This is a genomic window from Streptomyces sp. NPDC057623, assembly GCF_042800355.1.
Taxonomy (GTDB): Bacteria; Actinomycetota; Actinomycetes; order Streptomycetales; family Streptomycetaceae; genus Streptomyces.
Genome location: NZ_JBHVGZ010000025.1, coordinates 36,554 through 56,398, shown reverse-complemented (window position 1 = coordinate 56,398; position 19,845 = coordinate 36,554). Strand labels below are relative to the sequence as shown.

17 protein-coding genes and 2 pseudogenes are annotated in these 19,845 nt (G+C 72.1%); 14 read left to right on the top strand and 5 right to left on the bottom strand.

Translation table 11 applies throughout. The annotated features are described in order from the left end of the window. Window positions 1-505 (top strand): annotated as a pseudogene (locus tag ACFU95_RS24885) (arylsulfatase); the annotation flags it as partial. A 411-nt stretch (window positions 506-916) separates the two neighbouring features. Here the strand turns inward: ACFU95_RS24885 and gndA are convergent. After that, entirely contained in the window at window positions 917-2,356 is a 1,440-nt protein-coding gene (gene gndA, locus ACFU95_RS24880) for an NADP-dependent phosphogluconate dehydrogenase (RefSeq protein ID WP_383831464.1), read from the bottom strand. A 306-nt stretch (window positions 2,357-2,662) separates the two neighbouring features. Between gndA and ACFU95_RS24875 the strand changes: the two genes are divergently transcribed. Next, on the top strand, window positions 2,663-3,826 hold the full coding sequence (locus ACFU95_RS24875; RefSeq protein WP_383831462.1) for a transglycosylase family protein: 1,164 nt from the start codon (window positions 2,663-2,665) through the stop codon (window positions 3,824-3,826). On the opposite strand, the gene ACFU95_RS24870 is transcribed toward ACFU95_RS24875, so the two are convergent. Further along, on the bottom strand, window positions 3,816-4,976 hold the full coding sequence (locus ACFU95_RS24870) for a DMT family transporter (RefSeq protein WP_383831460.1): 1,161 nt from the start codon (window positions 4,974-4,976) through the stop codon (window positions 3,816-3,818). The genes ACFU95_RS24875 and ACFU95_RS24870 overlap by 11 nt on opposite strands. Window positions 4,977-5,186: 210 nt before the next feature. On the opposite strand from ACFU95_RS24870, the gene ACFU95_RS24865 reads away from it, so the two are divergent. The 6 genes and pseudogenes from ACFU95_RS24865 (at window position 5,187) to ACFU95_RS24840 (ending at window position 11,862) form a co-directional block, all read left to right on the top strand. Next, a complete protein-coding gene (locus ACFU95_RS24865; protein ID WP_383831458.1) occupies window positions 5,187-5,942 on the top strand; it encodes a (2Fe-2S)-binding protein in 756 nt (251 codons plus the stop codon). A gap of 41 nt (window positions 5,943-5,983) precedes the next feature. Continuing rightward, the gene (glgA, locus tag ACFU95_RS24860; protein WP_383831456.1) at window positions 5,984-7,135 is read left to right on the top strand and encodes a glycogen synthase; all 1,152 of its coding nucleotides are present in this window, start codon (window positions 5,984-5,986) and stop codon (window positions 7,133-7,135) included. A 51-nt stretch (window positions 7,136-7,186) separates the two neighbouring features. After that, window positions 7,187-8,407 (top strand): glucose-1-phosphate adenylyltransferase, encoded by a 1,221-nt coding sequence (glgC, locus tag ACFU95_RS24855; protein WP_383831454.1) that lies wholly within the window; start codon window positions 7,187-7,189, stop codon window positions 8,405-8,407. A 32-nt stretch (window positions 8,408-8,439) separates the two neighbouring features. After that, window positions 8,440-8,756: pseudogene (locus ACFU95_RS24850) on the top strand (hypothetical protein); the annotation flags it as partial. Between the two features lie 145 nt (window positions 8,757-8,901). Continuing rightward, window positions 8,902-10,239 carry a wax ester/triacylglycerol synthase family O-acyltransferase gene (locus ACFU95_RS24845; protein ID WP_383831452.1) on the top strand — a complete coding sequence of 446 codons (1,338 nt, stop codon included), beginning with the start codon at window positions 8,902-8,904 and terminating at the stop codon, window positions 10,237-10,239. 105 nt (window positions 10,240-10,344) lie between these two features. Beyond that, a complete protein-coding gene (locus ACFU95_RS24840) occupies window positions 10,345-11,862 on the top strand; it encodes an SDR family NAD(P)-dependent oxidoreductase (protein WP_383831450.1) in 1,518 nt (505 codons plus the stop codon). A gap of 4 nt (window positions 11,863-11,866) precedes the next feature. Here ACFU95_RS24840 and ACFU95_RS24835 read toward each other — a convergent pair whose 3' ends face one another. Both ACFU95_RS24835 and ACFU95_RS24830 read right to left on the bottom strand, forming a co-directional pair. Beyond that, window positions 11,867-12,721 (bottom strand): SDR family oxidoreductase, encoded by an 855-nt coding sequence (locus ACFU95_RS24835; RefSeq protein ID WP_383831448.1) that lies wholly within the window; start codon window positions 12,719-12,721, stop codon window positions 11,867-11,869. Window positions 12,722-12,746: 25 nt separating this feature from the next. Continuing rightward, window positions 12,747-13,142 carry a hypothetical protein gene (locus ACFU95_RS24830; protein ID WP_383831446.1) on the bottom strand — a complete coding sequence of 132 codons (396 nt, stop codon included), beginning with the start codon at window positions 13,140-13,142 and terminating at the stop codon, window positions 12,747-12,749. A 474-nt stretch (window positions 13,143-13,616) separates the two neighbouring features. Here ACFU95_RS24830 and ACFU95_RS24825 point away from each other — a divergent pair, with 474 nt between their 5' ends. The 5 genes from ACFU95_RS24825 (at window position 13,617) to ACFU95_RS24805 (ending at window position 16,379) form a co-directional block, all read left to right on the top strand. After that, window positions 13,617-13,790, top strand: a complete 174-nt coding sequence (locus ACFU95_RS24825) for a hypothetical protein (protein WP_019759059.1) — start codon at window positions 13,617-13,619, stop codon at window positions 13,788-13,790. 54 nt (window positions 13,791-13,844) lie between these two features. Continuing rightward, window positions 13,845-14,327, top strand: coding sequence for a GNAT family N-acetyltransferase (locus ACFU95_RS24820; RefSeq protein WP_383831444.1), 483 nt, complete (start codon window positions 13,845-13,847; stop codon window positions 14,325-14,327). An 89-nt stretch (window positions 14,328-14,416) separates the two neighbouring features. Beyond that, window positions 14,417-14,995, top strand: coding sequence for a TetR/AcrR family transcriptional regulator (locus tag ACFU95_RS24815; protein ID WP_383831442.1), 579 nt, complete (start codon window positions 14,417-14,419; stop codon window positions 14,993-14,995). 17 nt (window positions 14,996-15,012) lie between these two features. Next, window positions 15,013-16,194, top strand: coding sequence for a GDSL-type esterase/lipase family protein (locus ACFU95_RS24810; protein ID WP_383831440.1), 1,182 nt, complete (start codon window positions 15,013-15,015; stop codon window positions 16,192-16,194). 8 nt (window positions 16,195-16,202) lie between these two features. Then, the gene (locus tag ACFU95_RS24805; protein WP_383831438.1) at window positions 16,203-16,379 is read left to right on the top strand and encodes a hypothetical protein; all 177 of its coding nucleotides are present in this window, start codon (window positions 16,203-16,205) and stop codon (window positions 16,377-16,379) included. A gap of 3 nt (window positions 16,380-16,382) precedes the next feature. On the opposite strand, the gene ACFU95_RS24800 is transcribed toward ACFU95_RS24805, so the two are convergent. Then, complete coding sequence (locus ACFU95_RS24800) at window positions 16,383-17,738, bottom strand: amidase (RefSeq protein ID WP_383831437.1); 1,356 nt, start codon at window positions 17,736-17,738, stop codon at window positions 16,383-16,385. A 249-nt stretch (window positions 17,739-17,987) separates the two neighbouring features. Between ACFU95_RS24800 and ACFU95_RS24795 the strand changes: the two genes are divergently transcribed. After that, window positions 17,988-19,823 carry a family 20 glycosylhydrolase gene (locus ACFU95_RS24795; RefSeq protein ID WP_383831435.1) on the top strand — a complete coding sequence of 612 codons (1,836 nt, stop codon included), beginning with the start codon at window positions 17,988-17,990 and terminating at the stop codon, window positions 19,821-19,823. Window positions 19,824-19,845: the final 22 nt, after the last annotated feature.

Sequence of the window (19,845 nt, the reverse complement as noted above, 5' to 3'; positions counted from 1 at the left end):
GAGGGGGGGCGAGCGGGGGGTGGGGGTGGTGTTGTGCACTTGTTAGATAGTGGGGGGGTTGGGGGAGGGGGCTCCCGATGGGGGGGGGGGACGGGTGTGGGGGGGGGACGGGTGGGGGGCGGCGGCCGCCGTGGCCGAGGGGGCCCGGATCGTCGTCCTCGCCACCGTGCGGAGCACGTTCGGTCCGACGGTGTCCCTGATCGAGGAGGAGGCCCGCCGTGCGGGGCGCCCCGTCGAGGTGCGGACGCGACTCGTCGAGGGGGCGTGGGAGCGCTTCGAGGCGGGTGACGTCGACGGTTGCGCTCGTCTGGTGGCAGCCGCGGCGGACGGGACCGAGGACGCCGACGCGATCGTCCTCGCCCAGGTCTCCATCGCCAGGGCCCAGCGGCTGGCGACGACAGCGGTGCCCGTACTGTCCAGCCCCCGCCCGGGGCTGGCGGCCGGCGCGGCGGTTCTGCACCCGCGTCAGGCCCGACCGGGCTCCCGTGCCGACTCGGGCGAGTGACTGCCGGAGCGACCCCCGGGTACGCGGGGGAGTAGTCCAGAGCCGACATGTACCGATGGGCTGGAGGACGCCATGACGACCCCGTACTCGGACCCGGTCCACCCGGACCCCGTCCATCCGAGCCCGACTCCGGGCCCGGACCCGCAGCACCCGGAACCGGCCCCGGTACCGACCCCCGGACCGCCTCCGGTACCGACCCCTGAGCCACCCCCGGGCCCGGCACCCATGCCACCCCCGAACCCCCACCCGGGTCCGGAGCCGGGCCCGTCGCCGGTACCGCCGGGCCCCGAACCGGTGCCGAACCCCGAGCCGGGACCGCCGCTCAGCTGAGCGGCCGGGCCGGGGCACGTGACGCCCGCGGACAGGCGACGGGCGGCCCAGGGGCCGCCCGTCGTTCCCGCGCCGCGTCTGTCAGCCGGACACCTCCGACCGGTCCCCGCCCCACAGCGTGTGGAACGAGCCGTCCCGGTCGGTCCGCCGGTATGTGTGCGCACCGAAGAAGTCCCGCTGCCCCTGCGTCAGCGCCGCGGGCAGCCGCTCGGCGCGCAGGGCGTCGTAGTAGGCGAGAGCGGCGGCGAAGCCCGGCGTCGGCACACCCTGCCGGGTCGCCGCGACGATCACCTCACGCCAGTCGTCCTGGGCCGCGGCGATCTCCTGCGCGAACGTGTCGTCGGACAGCAGGCTCGGCAGGTCGGCGCGGGCGTCGTACGCCGCGCGGATCCGGTCCAGGAACGCCGCGCGGATGATGCAGCCGCCGCGCCAGATGGCCGAGACGGCACCCAGGTCGATGTCCCAGTCGTACTCGGCGCGCGCCGCGTCGATCTCATGGAAGCCCTGCGTGTACGACACGATCTTCGACGCGTACAGCGCCTGCTCGACCCGGTCGGCGAACGCCCCCGCCTCAGCCTCGCTCAGCGGCGACGCCTTGGGCCCGGCCAGCCCGCGGGACGCGTCCCGCAGCGCCGCGTGCCCGGACAGCGAGCGGGCGAAGACCGCCTCCGCGATCCCGGACACCGGCACGCCCAGGTCGAGGGCGATCTGCACGGTCCACCGGCCCGTGCCCTTCTGCTCCGCCTGGTCGACGACCACGTCCACGAACGGCTTGCCCGTCGCGGCGTCGACGTGCGACAGCACCTCGGCCGTGATCTCGATCAGGTAGGAGTCCAGCCGGCCCCGGTTCCAGGTGCGGAAGATCTCCGCGATCTGGGCGGGCTCGTACCCGGCGACGTCCCGCAGCAGCTGGTACGCCTCGCCGATGAGCTGCATGTCGGCGTACTCGATGCCGTTGTGCACCATCTTCACGAAGTGCCCGGCACCGTCCGGACCGACATGCGTCACACAGGGCGCCCCGTCCGTGGCCTTCGCGGAGATCTTCTCCAGCATGGGGCCGAGCGAGTCGTACGACTCCTTCGGGCCACCGGGCATGATGCTCGGCCCGTGCAGCGCGCCCTCCTCGCCGCCCGAGACGCCCATGCCGACGAAGTGGATGCCCTGTTCGCGCAGGTCACGCTCCCGGCGCCGGGTGTCGGCGAAGTGCGCGTTGCCACCGTCGATGATCATGTCGCCGGGCTCCAGGAGCGGCGCGAACTCCTGGATCACCGCATCGGTCGGCTCGCCGGCCTTCACCATGATCACCAGCCGCCGCGGCCGCTCCAGCGCCGCCACGAAGTCCTTGGCGGTCTCGGCCGCGATGAACTCGCCCTCGCTCCCGAACTCCTCCACCAGCGCCCGCGTACGCGCCGGCGTCCGGTTGTGGACCGCGACCGTGTAGCCGTTGCGGGCGAAGTTGCGGGCGAGATTGCGGCCCATGACCGCGAGACCCGTGACGCCGATCTGCGCCGAAGTGCTCATGCGTTGGCTCCTAGTGACCTCGATATATCAGCGGTGCCGGTCATGCCCGCCAGTATTGCCCCATCGTCCATCCTGACGTGCCGGTACTCCGGCCGCACACTCGGGGTGGCGCGATGTCGCGCAGGCAGATACGCACGGAAGGCCCCGGCGCACTCAGCCGTCCCGGGGCGCCGTTCGTGCGCCGGGCAACGTGCGCCGGTTCCTCGCCACTTGGCGTGAAGAGGCGGCTGAATTGCCGTCTTGTCATGGCCTGTTCGCAGCGCTTACTTTTGCCCCTCCTGACGCATGTCAATGGGGGGCTCCGTCATGGCCGTACGCGGTCGGCACCGCAGGTACCAGCCGAACAGAATCAACCGCGCCTCACTCACCGTCACCGCGGGTGGCGCCGGGATGGCGCTCCCCTTCATCGGCACGGGCGCCGCACAGGCGGCCGACGTGAGCACCTGGAACAAGGTCGCCGCGTGCGAGTCGACCAACAGGTGGGACGTCAATACCGGCAACGGCTACTACGGCGGACTCCAGTTCGCCCAGTCGACGTGGGAGGCCTACGGCGGCACCCGGTACGCGGGGCGCGCGGATCTGGCCACCAAGGACCAGCAGATCGCCGTCGCCGAGAAGGTGCTCGACGGGCAGGGGCCCGGCGCCTGGCCGCAGTGCTCGGTGCGGGCCGGGCTGACCCGGGGCGGGGACACGCCCGACATCCACCCGGCCGGTACCCGCGACACCGGCCGCACCGGCCAGAAGACCTCCGTCCAGGACGTCCAGCCGCAGACCACGCCCCAGTCACGGGCCGGCACGGCCGAGATGTACACCGTGGTGCACGGCGACACCCTCTCCGGCATCGCCGAGTCACAGAAGGTCAGGGGCGGTTGGCGGGGCCTGTACGAGGCGAACCGGAAGACCGTCGGAGCGGACCCCGACCTGATCCGGCCGGGGCAGCGGCTCGCCGTGCGGGGCAAGCCCGCGGGGACGACGGCCCCACCGAAGTCCACCCCCGAGCGCTCGCCCGGGAAGACCTCCGGGGAGCGGGACCAGAAGCGGGAGGAGCAGGCCACGACGAGCAGCCGCTCGCTGGTCGCCCCGGTGAGCGCCGCTTCGGGCACCCCCTACCGCAAGGCAGGTTCGTCCTGGTCGAAGGGCTACCACACCGGCGTCGACTTCGCCGTGCCGACCGGTACGTCCGTGAAGTCCGTCGGGGCCGGGCGGGTCGTGAGCGCCGGATGGAGCGGCTCCTTCGGCTACGAGGTGGTGATCCGGCACGCCGACGGCCGCTACAGCCAGTACGCCCATCTCTCGGCGATCTCCGTCAAGGACGGGCAGTCGGTGGGGGCGGGCCAGCGCATCGGCCGTTCCGGGTCCACGGGCAACAGCACGGGCCCGCACCTGCACTTCGAGGTGCGGACCGGGCCCGCCTTCGGCTCGGACATCGACCCGGTGGCGTACCTCCGGGCCGGTGGCGTCAGGATTTGACGCGGATGCGGTGCCGGTCGAGGACCGGCGTGGGCACGTAGGGGCCGCCGTAGAAGGGGCCGTAGAGGTTCGGGGGCTCGCTCGCGGGGTGCGGCGGCTCGCCGTCCTCGTGCGCGCCCTCCGCGAGCTGGGCCGGTATGAGGATGCCGTCGATCCTGTCCGGTACGACGATGTCGTCCCCGTCCCGTACCGGGATCTGCTCGCGGGGCACCGCCCCGGCCTGTTCCGGAAGGCCGGCGAGCAGCTCCCCGCGCAGGGTCGGCTCGGGCAGTGCCGGCAGGGTCTCCGCCGCGGGCGGTGCCGCCGCGGTCACCGTCTCCGTGCGCGCGATCCGCTCCGTCGTCAGCAGGATCAGGCCACCCGCCGCCACCACACCGCAGCCCAGGGCGAGCACCGTGCCCATGGTTCCGTACCGGAAGGTCTCGCCGAACATCGTGATGCCGACCGCGGCCGCCACGACCGGGTTCACCACCGTCAGCATGGCCAGCGGCGCCGCGAGTCCCGCGCCCCGGTAGGCGGCCTGGGAGAGCAGCAGACCGGCCGTGGCGAAGACGCCTATCGTGGCCAGGGCGGGCACGTCGGCCATCGACACCCCGCCGTTCCAGTCCACCGCGACGACCTTCGTGAACACCGAGGACATGCCGAAGGCTATGCCGGACCCGGTCGCGAGGAGCATGCTGCGCACCGCCGGGTGACGGTGGGCCGCACGGCCCGCGATCATCAGCGCCACGACGAGGCCGCCGGTCACCAGGGCCACGCCCGCCCGCTCGGCCGTGGCCAGCGACTGCGACTCCGACGAGCCGACCAGGGACAGCAGCCCGGCCAGGCCCACCGTCGCCATGATCGCGCCCCGCCACGCCGTCGACCCGGCCTTGCGGCCCACGAACAGCGCCGCCATCGGCAGCGCGAACACGATCGTCAGAGCACCCAGCGGCTGCACCAGGCTCAGCGGTCCGAAAGCCAGCGCCACCACGTGCAGCAGCCCGCCCAGGCCGTTCAGCGCGACCGCCGCCCACCAGCCCGGCCGACGCATCGGCGCGAACTGCTGCCCCGGCGAGGACACCGCGACGCGCTCCTGCACGATCGCCCCTCCCGCGTACGCGACCGCGGAGATGAGCGACAGAAGCACGGACAACGCGAGGGCGCTCATGAGCTGCTCCTCTGCGTGAGGCGGGGGCGGTGACCCCGGCGCGGTGAACGGTCGGCTCTCATAACCAACACGATGCCGCGAAATCCTCTTCCCGTCGTCGTACCAGAGCACCCACTGTGTCGTACTGCCGATGGAGTATTACGGCGCCGTTCTCATCCCCCAGGCGGGTGACCCCTGAGGAAGACCCCCAGGTGATGACCCCGACGGGCCTTGGTACTACTGCTCTTCGTGGACCTCGACCCCGATCTCCCCGCGCTCCGGCCGCTCGGCGGCTTCTTCGTACTACGCACGGCAGGGGCCGGCCCTCGGCCACTTCCGACCCTGGCGCAGGCGTACGGAGAACCCCCGTCGGACCCTCAGGGAAGTCCCCTGCAGCTCCGCGTCCGGAAAGTCGCGCACGCCCTGCGCGCCCCCGAGCCGCGGATCGCCGCCTCCGTCGCCCAGCAGGGCCTCGCGGCCCGGCTGTGGTCGGTGACGCTCGGCTGCGCCGTCCTGTACGGCCGGATCCCCGACCTCGACCCGCGCCTGCTGCGCTGGGACCCCGAAGGCAGCGCCCCCGACGACCTCTGGCTCACCGAGGTGCACCCGCTGCCCGCGGACCCGGCGACCCTCGCGGACGTCGTCCTGCACGCCCATCTGGAACCACTGACCGCCGCCCTGCACGCCCGCTACCGCGTGGCCTCCGGTCTGCTGTGGGGCAACGCGGGGTCGGCGCTCGCGGGCGCGGCCCGGCAACTGGACCAGTGGGCGCGCGCCGACGGCCGTACCGACGCCGCCGCCCGCACCCGCGCCCTGACCGCGGAACTTTTCGGCCACCCCCTCCTCGCCGGCACCGGCACCCTCACCGGGACCGCGTTCCGGCGCCGCAGCTGCTGCCTCTACTACCGGGTGCCGGGCGGTGGGGTGTGCGGCGACTGTTGCTTCACACGAGCACCGCGCTCTTCCCCACGCGCCTCATCTGGGTGACCATGAAAGGGCAACCAGCCGCTGAGAACAGGGGGTTCCGGGTGCGTGTGGGACTGCTGACCCGGGAGTACCCGCCGGATGTGTACGGCGGCGCGGGTGTCCATGTCGAGTTCCTCGCCCGGGAGTTGAGGGATCTCGTCGACCTGGAGGTGCACTGCTGGGGCGAGGGCCGCGGGGTGGGCGTGCAGCGCCACCGCCCCTGGTCCGCGCTCGACACCGCCAACGACGCGCTGCGCACCTTCTCCGTGGACCTCGCGATGGCGGCCGGCCTCGAGGGCCGCGAACTCGTGCACTCCCACACCTGGTACGCCAACCTCGCCGGCCACCTCGGCAAGCTGCAGTACGGCATCCCGCATGTGATGACCGCCCACTCCCTGGAGCCGTCGCGCCCCTGGAAGGCCGAGCAACTCGGCGGTGGATACGCCCTGTCGAGCTGGGCCGAGCGCACCGCGATCGAGTCCGCCGACGGGGTGATCGCCGTCTCCGGGGCGATGCGCGAGGACATCCTCGGCTGCTATCCCGCGCTGGACCCGGCCAGGGTCCACGTCGTCCACAACGGCATCGACACCACCCTCTACCGGCCCGACCGCCGCACCGACGTCCTCGCGCGCTTCGGCCTCGACGCCGACCGCCCGTATGTGCTGTTCGTCGGCCGCATCACCCGCCAGAAGGGCGTGCCCCATCTGCTGCGCGCGGTACGCGACATCGACCCGGCCGCGCAGGTCGTGCTGTGTGCCGGAGCGCCCGACACGCCCGAGATCGACCAGGAGTTCCGCGACCTCTACCAGGAGCTGAGCCGGGTCCGCGAGGGTGTGCACTGGATCCCGCAGATGCTGCCGCGCCCGGAAGTGATCCAACTCCTCACCCACGCCGCGGTGTTCGTCTGCCCGTCGGTGTACGAGCCGCTCGGCATCGTCAACCTGGAGGCGATGGCCTGCGGAACTCCCGTGGTGGCCTCGCGGGTCGGCGGCATCCCCGAGGTCGTCGAGGACGGCAAGACCGGCCTGCTCGTCCCGCTGGACGACGACTTCGAGGCGGGCCTCGCGCGGGCGCTGGACTCGGTCGTCGGGGACCGGGAGACCGCCCGGCGGATGGGCGAGGCCGGACGGGAGCGCGCGGTGGGGGAGTTCGGCTGGGACGCGGTCGCCCGGCGGACGGTCCGGCTCTACGGGGAGATCCTCAAACAGGCTTAGCGCGCGCTGCTCAGGGGCAGGCTGGGACCAACCAGGGTGAGGGGAGCGGCCATGCGTCGTGGCGGACCTTCGGTGCTCGGAATCGTACTGGCGGGCGGAGAGGGCAAGCGCCTGATGCCCCTGACCGCGGATCGCGCGAAACCCGCGGTCACCTTCGGAGGAACGTATCGGCTGGTCGACTTCGTCCTCTCCAACCTCGTCAACGCCGACATCCTGCGCATCTGCGTGCTCACGCAGTACAAGTCGCACTCGCTGGACCGGCACATCACCACGACCTGGCGGATGTCCAGCCTGCTCGGCAACTACGTCACCCCGGTCCCGGCCCAGCAGCGCCTCGGCCCGCGCTGGTACCTGGGCAGCGCCGACGCGATCCTGCAGTCGCTGAACCTGGTCTACGACGAACGCCCCGAGTACGTCGCGGTGTTCGGCGCCGACCACGTGTACCGCATGGACCCGCGCCAGATGCTCGCCCAGCACATCGAGAGCGGGGTGGGCGTGACGGTGGCGGGGATACGCGTCCCGCGGAGCGAGTCCTCGTCCTTCGGCGTGATCAGCCCGGGCTCGGACGGCCTGACGGTGGAACGCTTCCTGGAGAAGCCCGCGGACCCGCCCGGCCTCTCGGACGACCCGGAGTGCGTGTTCGCCTCGATGGGCAACTACATCTTCACCACCAAGGCCCTCATCGAGGCGCTCCAGCGGGACGCCGAGGACCGCAACTCCGTGCACGACATGGGCGGTTCGATCCTGCCGCAGCTCACCGACCGGGGCGAGGCCCAGCTGTACGACTTCAGCGCCAACCACGTCCCCGGCGAGACCAACCGCGACCGGGGCTACTGGCGGGACGTCGGCACCCTGGACGCGTACTACGACGCCCATATGGACCTCATCGCCGAGCGCCCCGCGTTCAACCTCTACAACCGCAGCTGGCCCATCTACACCCACTCCAACCAGCTCTCCCCGGCCCGCTTCAACGCCGGCGGCATGGCCAGCGAGTCCATCATCAGCGCCGGGTGCCTCATCCGCGGACAGGTCACGCGGTCCGTGCTGTCGCCGGGGGTCGTGGTCGACCCGGGGGCCGTGGTGCAGGGGGCGGTGCTGCACGACAACGTGCGCATCGGGCGGGGCGCTGTGGTGCGCGGAGCCGTGCTCGACAAGAACGTCGAGGTGCCTCCGGGTGCGACGATCGGCGTCAACCCGGAGCGGGACTCGGAGCTGTACACCGTCTCCAAGGGCGGGGTGATCGCGCTGGGCAAGGGGCAGCGGGTGCCCTGAGCCCTGGCGGCACCGACACCGGGACTGGCCTGTACCCCAGCCTTGTCATGCATCTGATCGACGAGCACGTCAGTGGCCCGTCGGTGATCAAGTGGGTCACCTTCAACCCTGGGACCCGACCCGGCTGGTCGACAACCGGTCGGGGCTGAACCTCGGGGCCGACGGCGGCGCCGGCGCCGTCGACCTGGCGACCGACGTCGAGGGTGAGCTGAACGGGCTCCTGACCTATGACCGTGCCGTGCTCAAACCGGACGCGAAACGGCTCAGGTCCGCTCACGAGGCGCTCATCCATGACGCCTCCCGGGTGACACCGTCGGGATGCCCGGTGCCGCTACCCGTGCTGAAGTGACCTCATATGCACCATGAGTCCCGCCCCTTTCGTAAGGGGCGGGACTTAATCTGCTGTTAACTGAGCGTAGCTTGATCGTACTTGACTGTAATCGCCAGAGGGCGATTGACTGCTGGTCCACCCTTCGTCGACGCGAGGCAAGCCATTGACTTCTGACCTGCTCGCACCTCTCGACCTGGCGTTCTGGAACATCGAGTCCGCGGAACACCCCATGCACCTGGCCGCGCTGGGCGTGTTCACTGCCCACTCGCCCACCGCCGGCGCCCACGCGGCCGACCTGCTCGCCGCCCGCGCCGCCGCTGTGCCGGGACTGCGGATGCGGATCCGGGACGCCTGGCAGCCGTTCGGCCTCCTCCAGCCGTTCTCGTTCGGCGGTGCCACCCGCGAGCCCGTCCCCGACTTCGATCCGCTCGACCATGTGCGGCTGCATGCCCCGACCGCCGACTTCCAGGCGGCGGCGGGCCTGCTCATGGAGCGCCCGCTGGAGCGCGGCCGACCGCCGTGGGAGGCGCATGTCCTGCCGGGGGAGGACGGCGTGTCGTTCGCCGTGCTCTTCAAGTTCCACCATGCCCTCGCCGACGGACTGCGGGCGCTGACGCTCGCCGCAGCCGTCCTGGACCCCATGGACATGCCGGCCCGCAAGCCCCGCCCCGAGGAGCCCAGGGGCGGTCGCGTCCCGGATGTGCGCCGACTGCCGGGGATGGTGCGCGGCGCCCTGTCGGACGTAGGCCGCGCCCTCGACATCGGAGCCTCCGTCGCCGTGTCGACCCTGGCCATGCGCTCGTCGTCCGCACTGACCGCCGAGCCGAGCGGCACCCGCCGCACCGCCGGAGTCGTCGTCGACATCGACGACGTGCACGTGGTCCGCAAGGCCGTCGGCGGCACCGTCAACGACGTCCTGATCGCCGTCGTCGCGGGCGCCCTGCGCCGCTGGCTCGACGAGCGCGGCGACGGCAGCGAGGGCGTCGCGCCGCGCGCCCTGATCCCCGTCTCCAAGCGCCGGCCCCGCACCGCGCACCCTCAGGGCAACCGGCTCTCCGGGTACCTGATACGGCTTCCGGTCGACGACCCCGATCCGCTGCGCCGCCTCGCCACGGTCCGTACGGCCATGGACCGCAACAAGGACGCCGGCCCCAACCGGGGCGCGGGCGCCGTCGCCCTGCTCGCCGACCACGTCCCGGCGCTCGGCCACCGGCTTGGCGGACCGCTGGTCGGCCAGGCCGCCCGGCTCTGGTTCGACATCCTGGTCACCAGCGTGCCGCTGCCCGGTATCGCCCTGAAGCTCGGCGGCCACCAGGTCACCGAGGTCTTCCCGTTCGCCCCGCTGGCCCGCGGCCACTCCCTGGCGATCGCGATCTCGACGTACCGCGGGCGCGTCCACTACGGGCTCGTCGCCGACGCCGAGGCCGTACCGGATCTCGATGTGCTGGCCAAGGCCGTGTCCGAGGAGGTGACCGCGCTGATCACCGCCTGCGGTCCTTGATCGTCACCGGTTTTTGGAGGACCGGCCCGGCGCTCCGTAGAATTCCCCGTTCGAAAGCAGGCGCGGTCGGAGCGCCGCGCGGGTGATCAGGGAAGCGGCAGCGCGATGACGGTGACAGAGGAAGGCCCGGCGGCCACGGACGAGGTCGTGCACGAGCCCGGTGACGAGGTCGGGTACGGCCCCGGCATCGACCCGGAGCGGCTGGCCGTCTGCCTCAGCGTGCTCGACGAGCTCGACAAGCTGGAGGTCGACCACCCCGACGCGATCGCCGTGCGCCGGGCCACCGCCGGCATCTACCGCACCGTCAAGCAGCGCCGCCGCCAGGAGCGCCGGGCCGCCAAGACCGCCCACGACAAAGCGGTCACGGAGGCCACGGCGACCGGCTCGGCCCAGCGCATCGACGACGAGACCGAGGGCATCCTGCCGTCGTCCGTCACCGAGGCGGGCAGGATCGCGGGGATACTCCAGCGCCCGCGCTCCTGCTACACCTGCAAGACCCGGTACGTGGAAGTCGACTACTTCTACCACCAGCTCTGTCCCGACTGCGCCAACCTCAACCGGGACAAGCGCGACGTCCGCGCCGACCTCACCGGCAAGCGCGCCCTGCTCACCGGCGGCCGCGCCAAGATCGGCATGTACATCGCGCTGCGGCTGCTGCGCGACGGCGCGCACACCACGATCACCACGCGCTTCCCGAAGGACGCCATCCGCCGGTTCAAGGCCATGGACGACTCCGGTGACTGGATGCACCGCCTGGAGGTCGTCGGCATCGACCTGCGCGACCCGGCCCAGGCCGTGGCCCTGGCCGACCAGGTCACCGAGGCGGGCCCCCTCGACATCCTGATCAACAACGCGACACAGACCGTACGCCGCCTGCCCTCGGCCTACGCCGCCCTGGTCGACGGGGAGAGCGCACCGCTGCCCGCCGGTGAGCTCCCCGCCCACCACGTCATCGGCGCCTTCGGCTCCGGCGCGGTCGACGGACTCGCCTCCCTGCCCGCCGGGATCTCCGGCATCGACGCCCAGCAGGTCGCCGACCTCGCCCTGGTCGCGGGCAACGCCAGCGTCGCCCGGCACCTCGACGGCACGGCGATCGACGCGGGCGGCCTCGTCCCCGACGTCGTCGACAGCAACACCTGGGTCCAGACCATCGAGCAGATCTCCCCGGTGGAGCTCCTGGAGACCCAGCTGTGCAACTACACGGCGCCGTTCATCCTGATCAGCGCGCTGCGCCCGGCCATGGCCGCCGCCGCGAGGAAGGCGGCGAGCGGGCGCGCGTACATCGTGAACGTCTCCGCGATGGAGGGCGTCTTCGGCCGCGGCTACAAGGGCGCCGGGCACCCGAACACGAACGCCGCCAAGGCCGCGATGAACATGGTCACGCGGACCAGCGCGCAGGAGATGTTCCAGAGCGACGGCATCCTCATGACCTCGGTCGACACGGGCTGGATCACCGACGAGCGGCCTCACTTCGACAAGCTGCGGCTCGCGGAAGAGGGGTTCCACGCGCCGCTGGATCTGGTGGACGGGGCGGCACGGGTCTATGACCCGGTGGTGCGGGGTGAGGCGGGCGAGGATCTGTACGGGGTCTTCTTGAAGGACTACGCGCCGGGTAAGTGGTAGGCCCCTACGGGGTGGGGTGATCAGCCGGTGGGAGGGTGCGGGTCGTAGGGGGCTGATCGCGCCCACGCGGCGGAGCCGCATATGGAGAGGGCCCCGCGCCCCTTCCCGCCGTCCGTGCCGCCCGCACCCGCGTCCCCCCGTCCACCAGCAGGTCCGCCCCCGTCACCCACTCCGCCGCGTCCGACGCCAGCCACACCACCGCCCGCGCCACGTCCTCCGGCTCGCCGATGCGCCCCATCGGCAGCCCGGCGGCCACCTCCTCCTCGCCCGGTTCCCACACGAACCGTGCCATCTCCGTGCGGACCAGCCCGGGGGAGACGGAATTGACCCGCACCTTCGGGGCCAGCTCCCCCGCCAACTGCTGGGTGAGGTGGAGGAGGGCCGCCTTGCTGGTGCCGTAGGCGCCGAGGTGGGGGCCGACATGAGTGGCGCCCTCCGTGCAGACGTTGACCACCGCGCCGCCGTGTTCGCGCATCCAGGCCCGCCAGGCGCTCCGCACGAGCCGCAGCGGTGCCTCGACGTTCACGGTGAAGGCCTCGCGCCAGGCCATCGGGTCGACGTCCATGAGCGGGCCGTAGGGCAGGTTGGTCGCCGCGTTGTTCACGACCACGTCGAGCCGGCCGAACTCGCGCAGGGTCAGGTCCACGACCGCCCGCAGGTGGTCCGGGTCGGCCACGCTGCCGACCGCTCCCACGCCGCCCAGCTCGGCGGCCGTGCGCCGTACCCCGTCGGCGTCGCGCGCGGTCACGCACACCAGCGCACCGGCCCGCGCCAGGTGCTCGGCGACCGCTCGGCCGATGCCGCGCGTACCGCCCGTGACGACGGCGGCCCTGCCCCGGAGCGCGTACGACGACGTCATCGCCGTACCGTCTCATGACGGGCCGTCAGTCAACAGCCCCGAGACGTGAGTGCCTCGCCGCCACCAGCTCCAGGACCGTTCGCCAGTCCTCCAGGACCCCGGCGTCGAACCCGGTGGCCCGGCTCTCCTCGATCGCCAGGAGCAGGCGCAGCGCGTCTTCGTCGCCGCCGGGGTCGCGGTGGCGCACGAGGCGGTGGACGCGCTCGCCGAGGAGCGGCCGTACGGCTTCGGCCGCGTGCGCGGTGCGGCGGGTCTCGTCGCCGGGGCACAGCAGCTGCCCGATGTCGTGCACCAGGCCCGCCACTTGGAGCTCCTTGTCGGCGGGGCGGCCGCGGCGCAGCAGCGCGGCGGTCCGCAGCGCGGGCTGGTGCGGGCAGGCGTACAGCAGATCCATCAGCTCCTCGACACTGCGCAGCTCCATGCGTCAGTCCTCCCGCAGGACAAGCCGTTGCCGTCCGTCAGCAGATCATGGCCGCCTTGCGATTCGGCCAACGGGACCTGAACTGCGCGGCGTGCACGGGTCCTGTGCCGGACGGCGGGAGGCTACTGAGCCGAACGAGTGACGGTCAAATGCCGTAATTTGCAATAAAGGCGGGCATGTGAGGCAGGTGAAAACCGGTCGACTCCGGATAGTTACACCTTGTTTGCAGCCCCATCGAGCGGGCACCCGCTCATTTGGTTAATCTATAGCGGACGGACAGCACTACAGGGTCCCAACCCACACCCACGGTCCGTCCCGGGACATGCCGGTGCACAACGGCCTGCTCTCCGACCAGTACACCGGCGCCACCGCGTCCGAGCCGACTTCGAGTAAGACCCGAGCGGGCGTCAGGTGCCGGACCGCAGACTGGACCGGCCCCGCCCCGAGGGTGATCCGACACATAAGGAGTGCGCGGTGACACCTGAGAAGACGAATCGCGAGCAGCGCCCCAAGGAACGCACGGAGCGCGCGGGCCGCCGGTCCACGGAGATCGGCAGTCTCGATGTGTGGGCCAGGTCCGCCCCCATCCGCCTGGCCGGGTACGAGGACGACCTCGCCGAGCCCCACATCCTGCCCAGCGTCGACTGACGGGGCAGAGCCCTTCGCGATCGCCGACCGCATGGGCGTGCGAGACTCACGCCCATGCTGATCAGAGAAGCCGCGGCCGAGGACTGGCCGCGGATTTGGCCTTTCTGGCACCGGATCGTCTCGGCCGGCGAGACCTACGCATGGGATCCGGACACCTCCGAGGAAGCCGCCCGGGCGTTGTGGATGAACCCGGCCAAACGGGTCTACGTCGTCGAGGACGACGCCGGAACGGTCGTCGCCTCCGCCTATGTCACCCCCAACTACGGTGGCCCCGCCGCCCGTATCGCCAACGCCGGATTCATGGTCGACCCCGACCACGCGGGGCGCGGCGTCGGCCGTGCCCTCGCCGAGCACCTCCTCGCCGCGGCCAGGGCCGACGGCTACCGGGGCATGGTCTTCAACGCGGTCGTCGAGACCAACCCGGCCGTCGGCCTGTGGACCTCCCTCGGCTTCACGGTCCTCGGCACGGTCCCGGACGCGTACGACCACCCCCGGCACGGGCGCGTGGGCCTGCACATCATGTACCGGGCGCTCTAGCCAACCTTAGCCGCCCGCCTTTACGTCCTCCGTGTTTGCCTAACAGCTTTAGGTAGATGCATAATCGCTTCTGGCGAACGGAGGACTTTGTGGCACGCGCAGGACTGACCACGGAACGCCTGGTCCGGGCAGGTGCGGAGCTGGCCGACGAGGTCGGCTTCGAGCAGGTGACCGTGTCGGAGCTCGCCCGGCGGTTCGACGTCAAGGTCGCGAGCCTGTACTCGCATGTGAAGAGCTCCCAGGACCTCAAGACGCGGATCGCCCTGTTCGCACTGGAGGAGCTGGCCGACCGGGCCGCCGACGCCATCGCGGGCCGCGCCGGCAAGGACGCCCTGGTCGCCTTCGCCGACGTCTACCGCGACTACGGCCGCGAGCACCCCGGCCGGGCCGCCGCCGCGCGGATGCGGCTCGACCCCGAGACGGCGGCCGCCGGCGCGGGTGTCCGGCACGTGCAGATGACCCGGGCGATCCTGCGCGGCTACGACCTGACGGAGCCGGACGCGACCCACGCCGTGCGGCTGCTGGGCAGCGTCTTCCACGGCTACGCCAGCCTGGAGGTGGCGGGCGGCTTCAGCCACAGCGCCCCCGACTCCCAGCAGACCTGGACCCGGATCCTCGACGCCCTCGACGCCCTGCTGCGCAACTGGCCCAGCGAGCCCACCCCTTGACGACAGGCTGAGGACACATGCACACCGAGCACGACTGGATCACCACGCCCGTCACCGCCGGCCTCCTGCGCGGCGCCCTCGACGTCGAGCACACCGGGCGCGGAGTACTGCCCCACCGGCTGCCCGCCCGGGCCCGCGCCCAGAACACCGACGCGCAGCTGGCGATGGCCGAGTCGCAGCCCTCCGGGGTCCGGCTGGTCTTCCGTACCCGGGCCACCGCCGTCGAACTCGACGCCCTGCGCACCAAGCGCGCCTATGCCGGCGCGCCGCCCCGCCCCGACGGCGTGTACGAGCTGATCGTCGACGGCCGCCCCACGGGACAGGCCGGCGTGACCGGCGGCAACACGGTGACCGTGGACATGTTCGCCGGGACCGCCGAGCAGCGACCCGGCCCGGCCGGCACCGTCCGCTTCACGGGGCTGCCCGACGGCGACAAGGACGTCGAGATCTGGCTGCCGCACAACGAGACCACCGAACTGATCGCCCTGCGCACCGACGCCCCCGTCGAGCCCGCGCGGGACCCGGGCCGCAGGGTGTGGCTGCACCACGGCAGTTCGATCAGCCACGGATCCGACGCCGCGAGCCCCACCGGTATCTGGCCCGCGCTCGCCGCCTCCCTCGGGGGCGTGGAGCTGATCAACCTGGGCCTGGCCGGGAGCGCCCTGCTCGACCCGTTCACCGCCCGCACCCTGCGCGACACCCCCGCCGACCTGATCAGCGTCAAGATCGGCATCAATGTGGTGAACGCCGACCTGATGCGGCTGCGTGCCTTCGGTCCCGCGGTCCACGGCTTCCTCGACACCATCCGGGAAGGCCACCCGACGACACCGCTGCTGGTCGTGTCGCCCATCCTGTGCCCGATACACGAGGACACGCCCGGCCCCTGCGCCCCCGACTTCAGCGGCATGAGCGCCGGACGGCTGCGGTTCGTCGCCATGGGCGACCCGGCCGAGCGCGCGAGCGGCAAGCTGACCCTGGGCGTCATCCGCGACGAGCTGGCCCGCATCGTGCGCCGGCGGGCGGCCGACGACCCGAACCTGCACCACCTCGACGGCCGCGAGCTCTACGGCGAGACCGACTTCGCCGAACTGCCCCTGCCCGACGGACTCCACCCCGACGCCGCCACCCACCGCCTCATCGGAGAGCGCTTCGCGCGGCTGGCGTTCACCGCCGACGGGCCCTTCGCCGACCAGAAGTGATCCAGGACGTGAGCGCACGAGCCCATGACGACAGCCTCTCCCTCCTGTGGGAGGAGCACATGCGCATCGCGGGCCTGGACAAGGTCCTGCCGCTGATCGGTGACGGATACTGCACGTCCTACTACCGGAACCCGCGGACGATCGCCGGCGTCATCGCGGCGCGACACATGCCCGGCGCGATCTGAGCCCTACGACGACGCCTGGTCCAGCGGCGCCGTCCGCTGCCAGGGCCGCAGCCTCTCGATCTGCTCCGCCAGGCACAGCAGCACCGCCTCCGAGCCCGGACGCCCCACCAGTTGTACGGCGCTCGGCGCGCCGGACGGCAACGTGCCGAACGGGACCGACATCGCGGGCCAGCCGGTGAGGTTCCACGGCGGAGTCATGGGCGAGTAGTTGGTGTTGGCCATGACGTTGCGCAGCCAGCCCCGCTCGTGCCAGGGCGCGGACCTGGGGGAGCGGCGGGCGAGGGCCGGGGTGAGCAGCACGTCGTACTCGGCGAAGAACGGCTCCAGGCGTCGGCGCAGCTCCTCCCGGCTCGCACCGTCCCGCACCCGGTCGACGAAGCGCCTGCCGACCGCGGCGTGCACCCGCGTCCGGCGGGTGAGCAGACGGGGATCGAAGTCCCGGGCGTCCACGGCCGTGCCCGCCGTCCAGTGGGTCAGCGAGGTGACCCCCAGCGACATCGGATACGGCGGGTCGGCGCGCCGCACCTGGTGACCGGCCTTGATCAGCAGCCCGGCGGCCTCACGGGCGGCCGTCGCGTACGGCTTGCTGATGGCGACCCCGGCGATCGGGCTGCGCAGGGACACCGCGATCCGGTGAGTGCCGGCCGCGTCCGGCCGTACGGCGTCGGTGCCGGCGAGGACCGACAGCATCAGGCGGGCGTCCTCGACCGTCGTGGCCAGCGGGCCGTTCTCCGACATGCCGAACCAGTCGCCGTCGCTGACACCGGCCGGGACCACGCCGGTGCCGGGCTTGATGGTGACCAGGCCGCAGTTGGCGGCGGGAATGCGCAGGGAGCCCATGCCGTCGTTGCCGAGGGCGATCGGCACCATGCCCGCGGCGACCGCGGCCGCGCTGCCACCGGACGAGCCGCCCGCCGTGCGCGAGGTGTCCCACGGGTTGCGGGCGGTGCCGTGCACGCCCTCCGTGGTGCCGAAGACACAGAGCTCCGGCACGTTCGTCAGCCCGACGACCACCGCGCCGGCCGCCCGCAGCCGGGCCACGGTCACATGGTCGTCGCCGGCCGGGGTGTCGGGCGTCGCCGCGGAACCGATCCGCTTGGACTCGCCGCGCACCGCGAGGTTGTCCTTCACCGCGACCGGCACGCCCGCCAGAGGCAGTTCGGCGAGGTCGGCACGCGCGGCCACCTCGTCGGCCTCGGCGAGCGCCGCCTCGGCCCGCACCACCCGGAACGCGCCCACGCGGCCGTCCAGCCGCTCGACACGTGCCAGGTGCTCGGCCACCACCTCCCGGGGCGTGGCCTGCTTCTCGCGTACGGCGGCGGCGATCTCCGCGGCGGTCCGGCCGACCCAGCTGGTCACGGCTGCTCCTCAGGGCTTACTCGCGAGTATGTAGGAGAACTCTGCCGGGCGGCGGGCCCGGCGTCGAGAGGGCGCCCCGCTTGGATATTCGCGAGGGTCTTGTTGGACTTTTCGCGCGGCCTCTCCTCGGCATAGCCTCGCTGACCTGCGCATCATCCGATCAATGTGCCAACTCTGCTCCCTTCGCCTCCCATTGACAGCCCCTGGGGCCAGCTCAATCATCAGACATCCGATGAATGGGAGTGCCTCATGAGGAGACGCTGGAGAGCCGCAGGGGCCCTGGCGGCGCTGACGCTGTTGTTCGCGACGCCGCTGCCGGCGGTAGCGGCGGCGGAGCAGGCGGCGCCGCTCACGGTGCCCGCCCTGGCCGACTGGACCCCGGCATCCGGCAGTTACACCTACGAGCGCTCCGCCCGCCTGGTGGCCGACAGCGCGGGCGAACGCCGGGTCGCCGACACCCTCGCCGGTGATCTGCGCGCCGCGGGACACGGCACGGTTCCCGTGGTGCGCGGCGGCGCCCGACCCGGTGACATCGTTATCGACGTCCAGCCCTCCCGGACCACTCTCGGCACGGACGGCTACGAACTCCGCTCGGGCGAGCGGATGGCGATCACCGCGGCGACCGAGACCGGCGCCTTCTACGGCACCCGCACCCTCCTCCAGCTCCTCGCCCAGGGCGACCGCGTCCCCGCCGGCCGCACGGTCGACGTGCCGCGCTACCAGGAGCGGGGCGTAGGCGTCTGCGCCTGCTACATCCACGTCTCGATGCCCTGGCTGGAGAACCTGGTCCGCGAGATGGCGTACCACAAGCTCAACCAGCTGCTCCTCGAACTGAAGGTGAAGAGCGAGGCCCACCCCGAGGCCAACACGTGGGGCTACTACACCAAGGACGAGATCCGCCGACTGGTCGCCCTCGGCAAGCGGTACCACGTCGAGATCATCCCCGAGATCAACTCACCGGGGCACATGGACCCGTGGATCGAGAACCGCCCGGACCTCCAGCTGACCGACTCCGACGGCGACAAGCAGCCCTCGCGCCTCGACATCACCCGGCCGGAGGCCTTCGCCTACTACACCAGCCTGATCGACGAGTACGCACAGGTCTTCACCGCCACCTCCTGGCACATGGGAGCCGACGAGTACATGCTCGGCTCCGACTTCGCCAAGTACCCGCAGGTCCTCAAGTACGCGCAGGACAGGTACGGCCCCGACGCCACACCCCAGGACGCCTTCATCGACTTCGTCAACCGCGTCCACGCCTACGCGGCCGGCAAGGGCAGGAAACTGCGCATCTGGAACGACGGGCTCACCGGCGCCAACACCGTCCCGGTGACCGCCGGAACGACGGTCGAGCACTGGCTGAACGTGGCCGTGAAGCCCAGCCGGCTCCTCGCCCAGGGCTACCCGTTGATGAACGCCGCGTACGCCCTCTACCTGGTCCGCGGCGGCTTCCACAGTGACACCAAGGGGCTCTACGACCAGAGCTGGGATCCGCGCAGCTTCGAGGGCGAGAAGCTGGCCTCCGCCGAGGGCATCACCGGCGCGAAGATCAGCCTCTGGCCCGACAACGGCCGGGGCGAGACGGAGAACGAGGTCGCCGTCGCCCTCTGGCCCGCCCTGCGGCACATCGCCCAGGCGACATGGGGCGATCCGCACCCGGACGCCACCTACGCCGGGTTCGCGGCGCGCGGCACGGCCGTGGGGCACTCCCCCGGCTGGCGGGACCTGACCCGCGTGCCGGTGGCGGACGGGTCGTACACCTTCCGGACGCCCGGTCACCCCGCCCTCACCGCCGAGGTGCGGCGCACCGCCGACGGCTACGCCACCGTCCGCACGGCCGACGGCTGCCTGGAGGTGCGTGGCGGAAAGCTCACGCTCAACGTGCCGCTCCAGCCCGGAGTCGAGGCGGGGTGGCAGACCTGCGACCCCGGAAACACCCTCCAGCGCTGGCAGTTGGAGCCCGCGAACGGCGGCTACCGACTCGTCAACGCCATCACCCGGATGGCGGTGAGCGTGACGGACGACGGCCGGCTCGCCCAGTACCCGCCGGACCTGCGCGCACCCGCCCGCTGGCACCTGACCTGATGATCCGCTGACTTGAGGATCG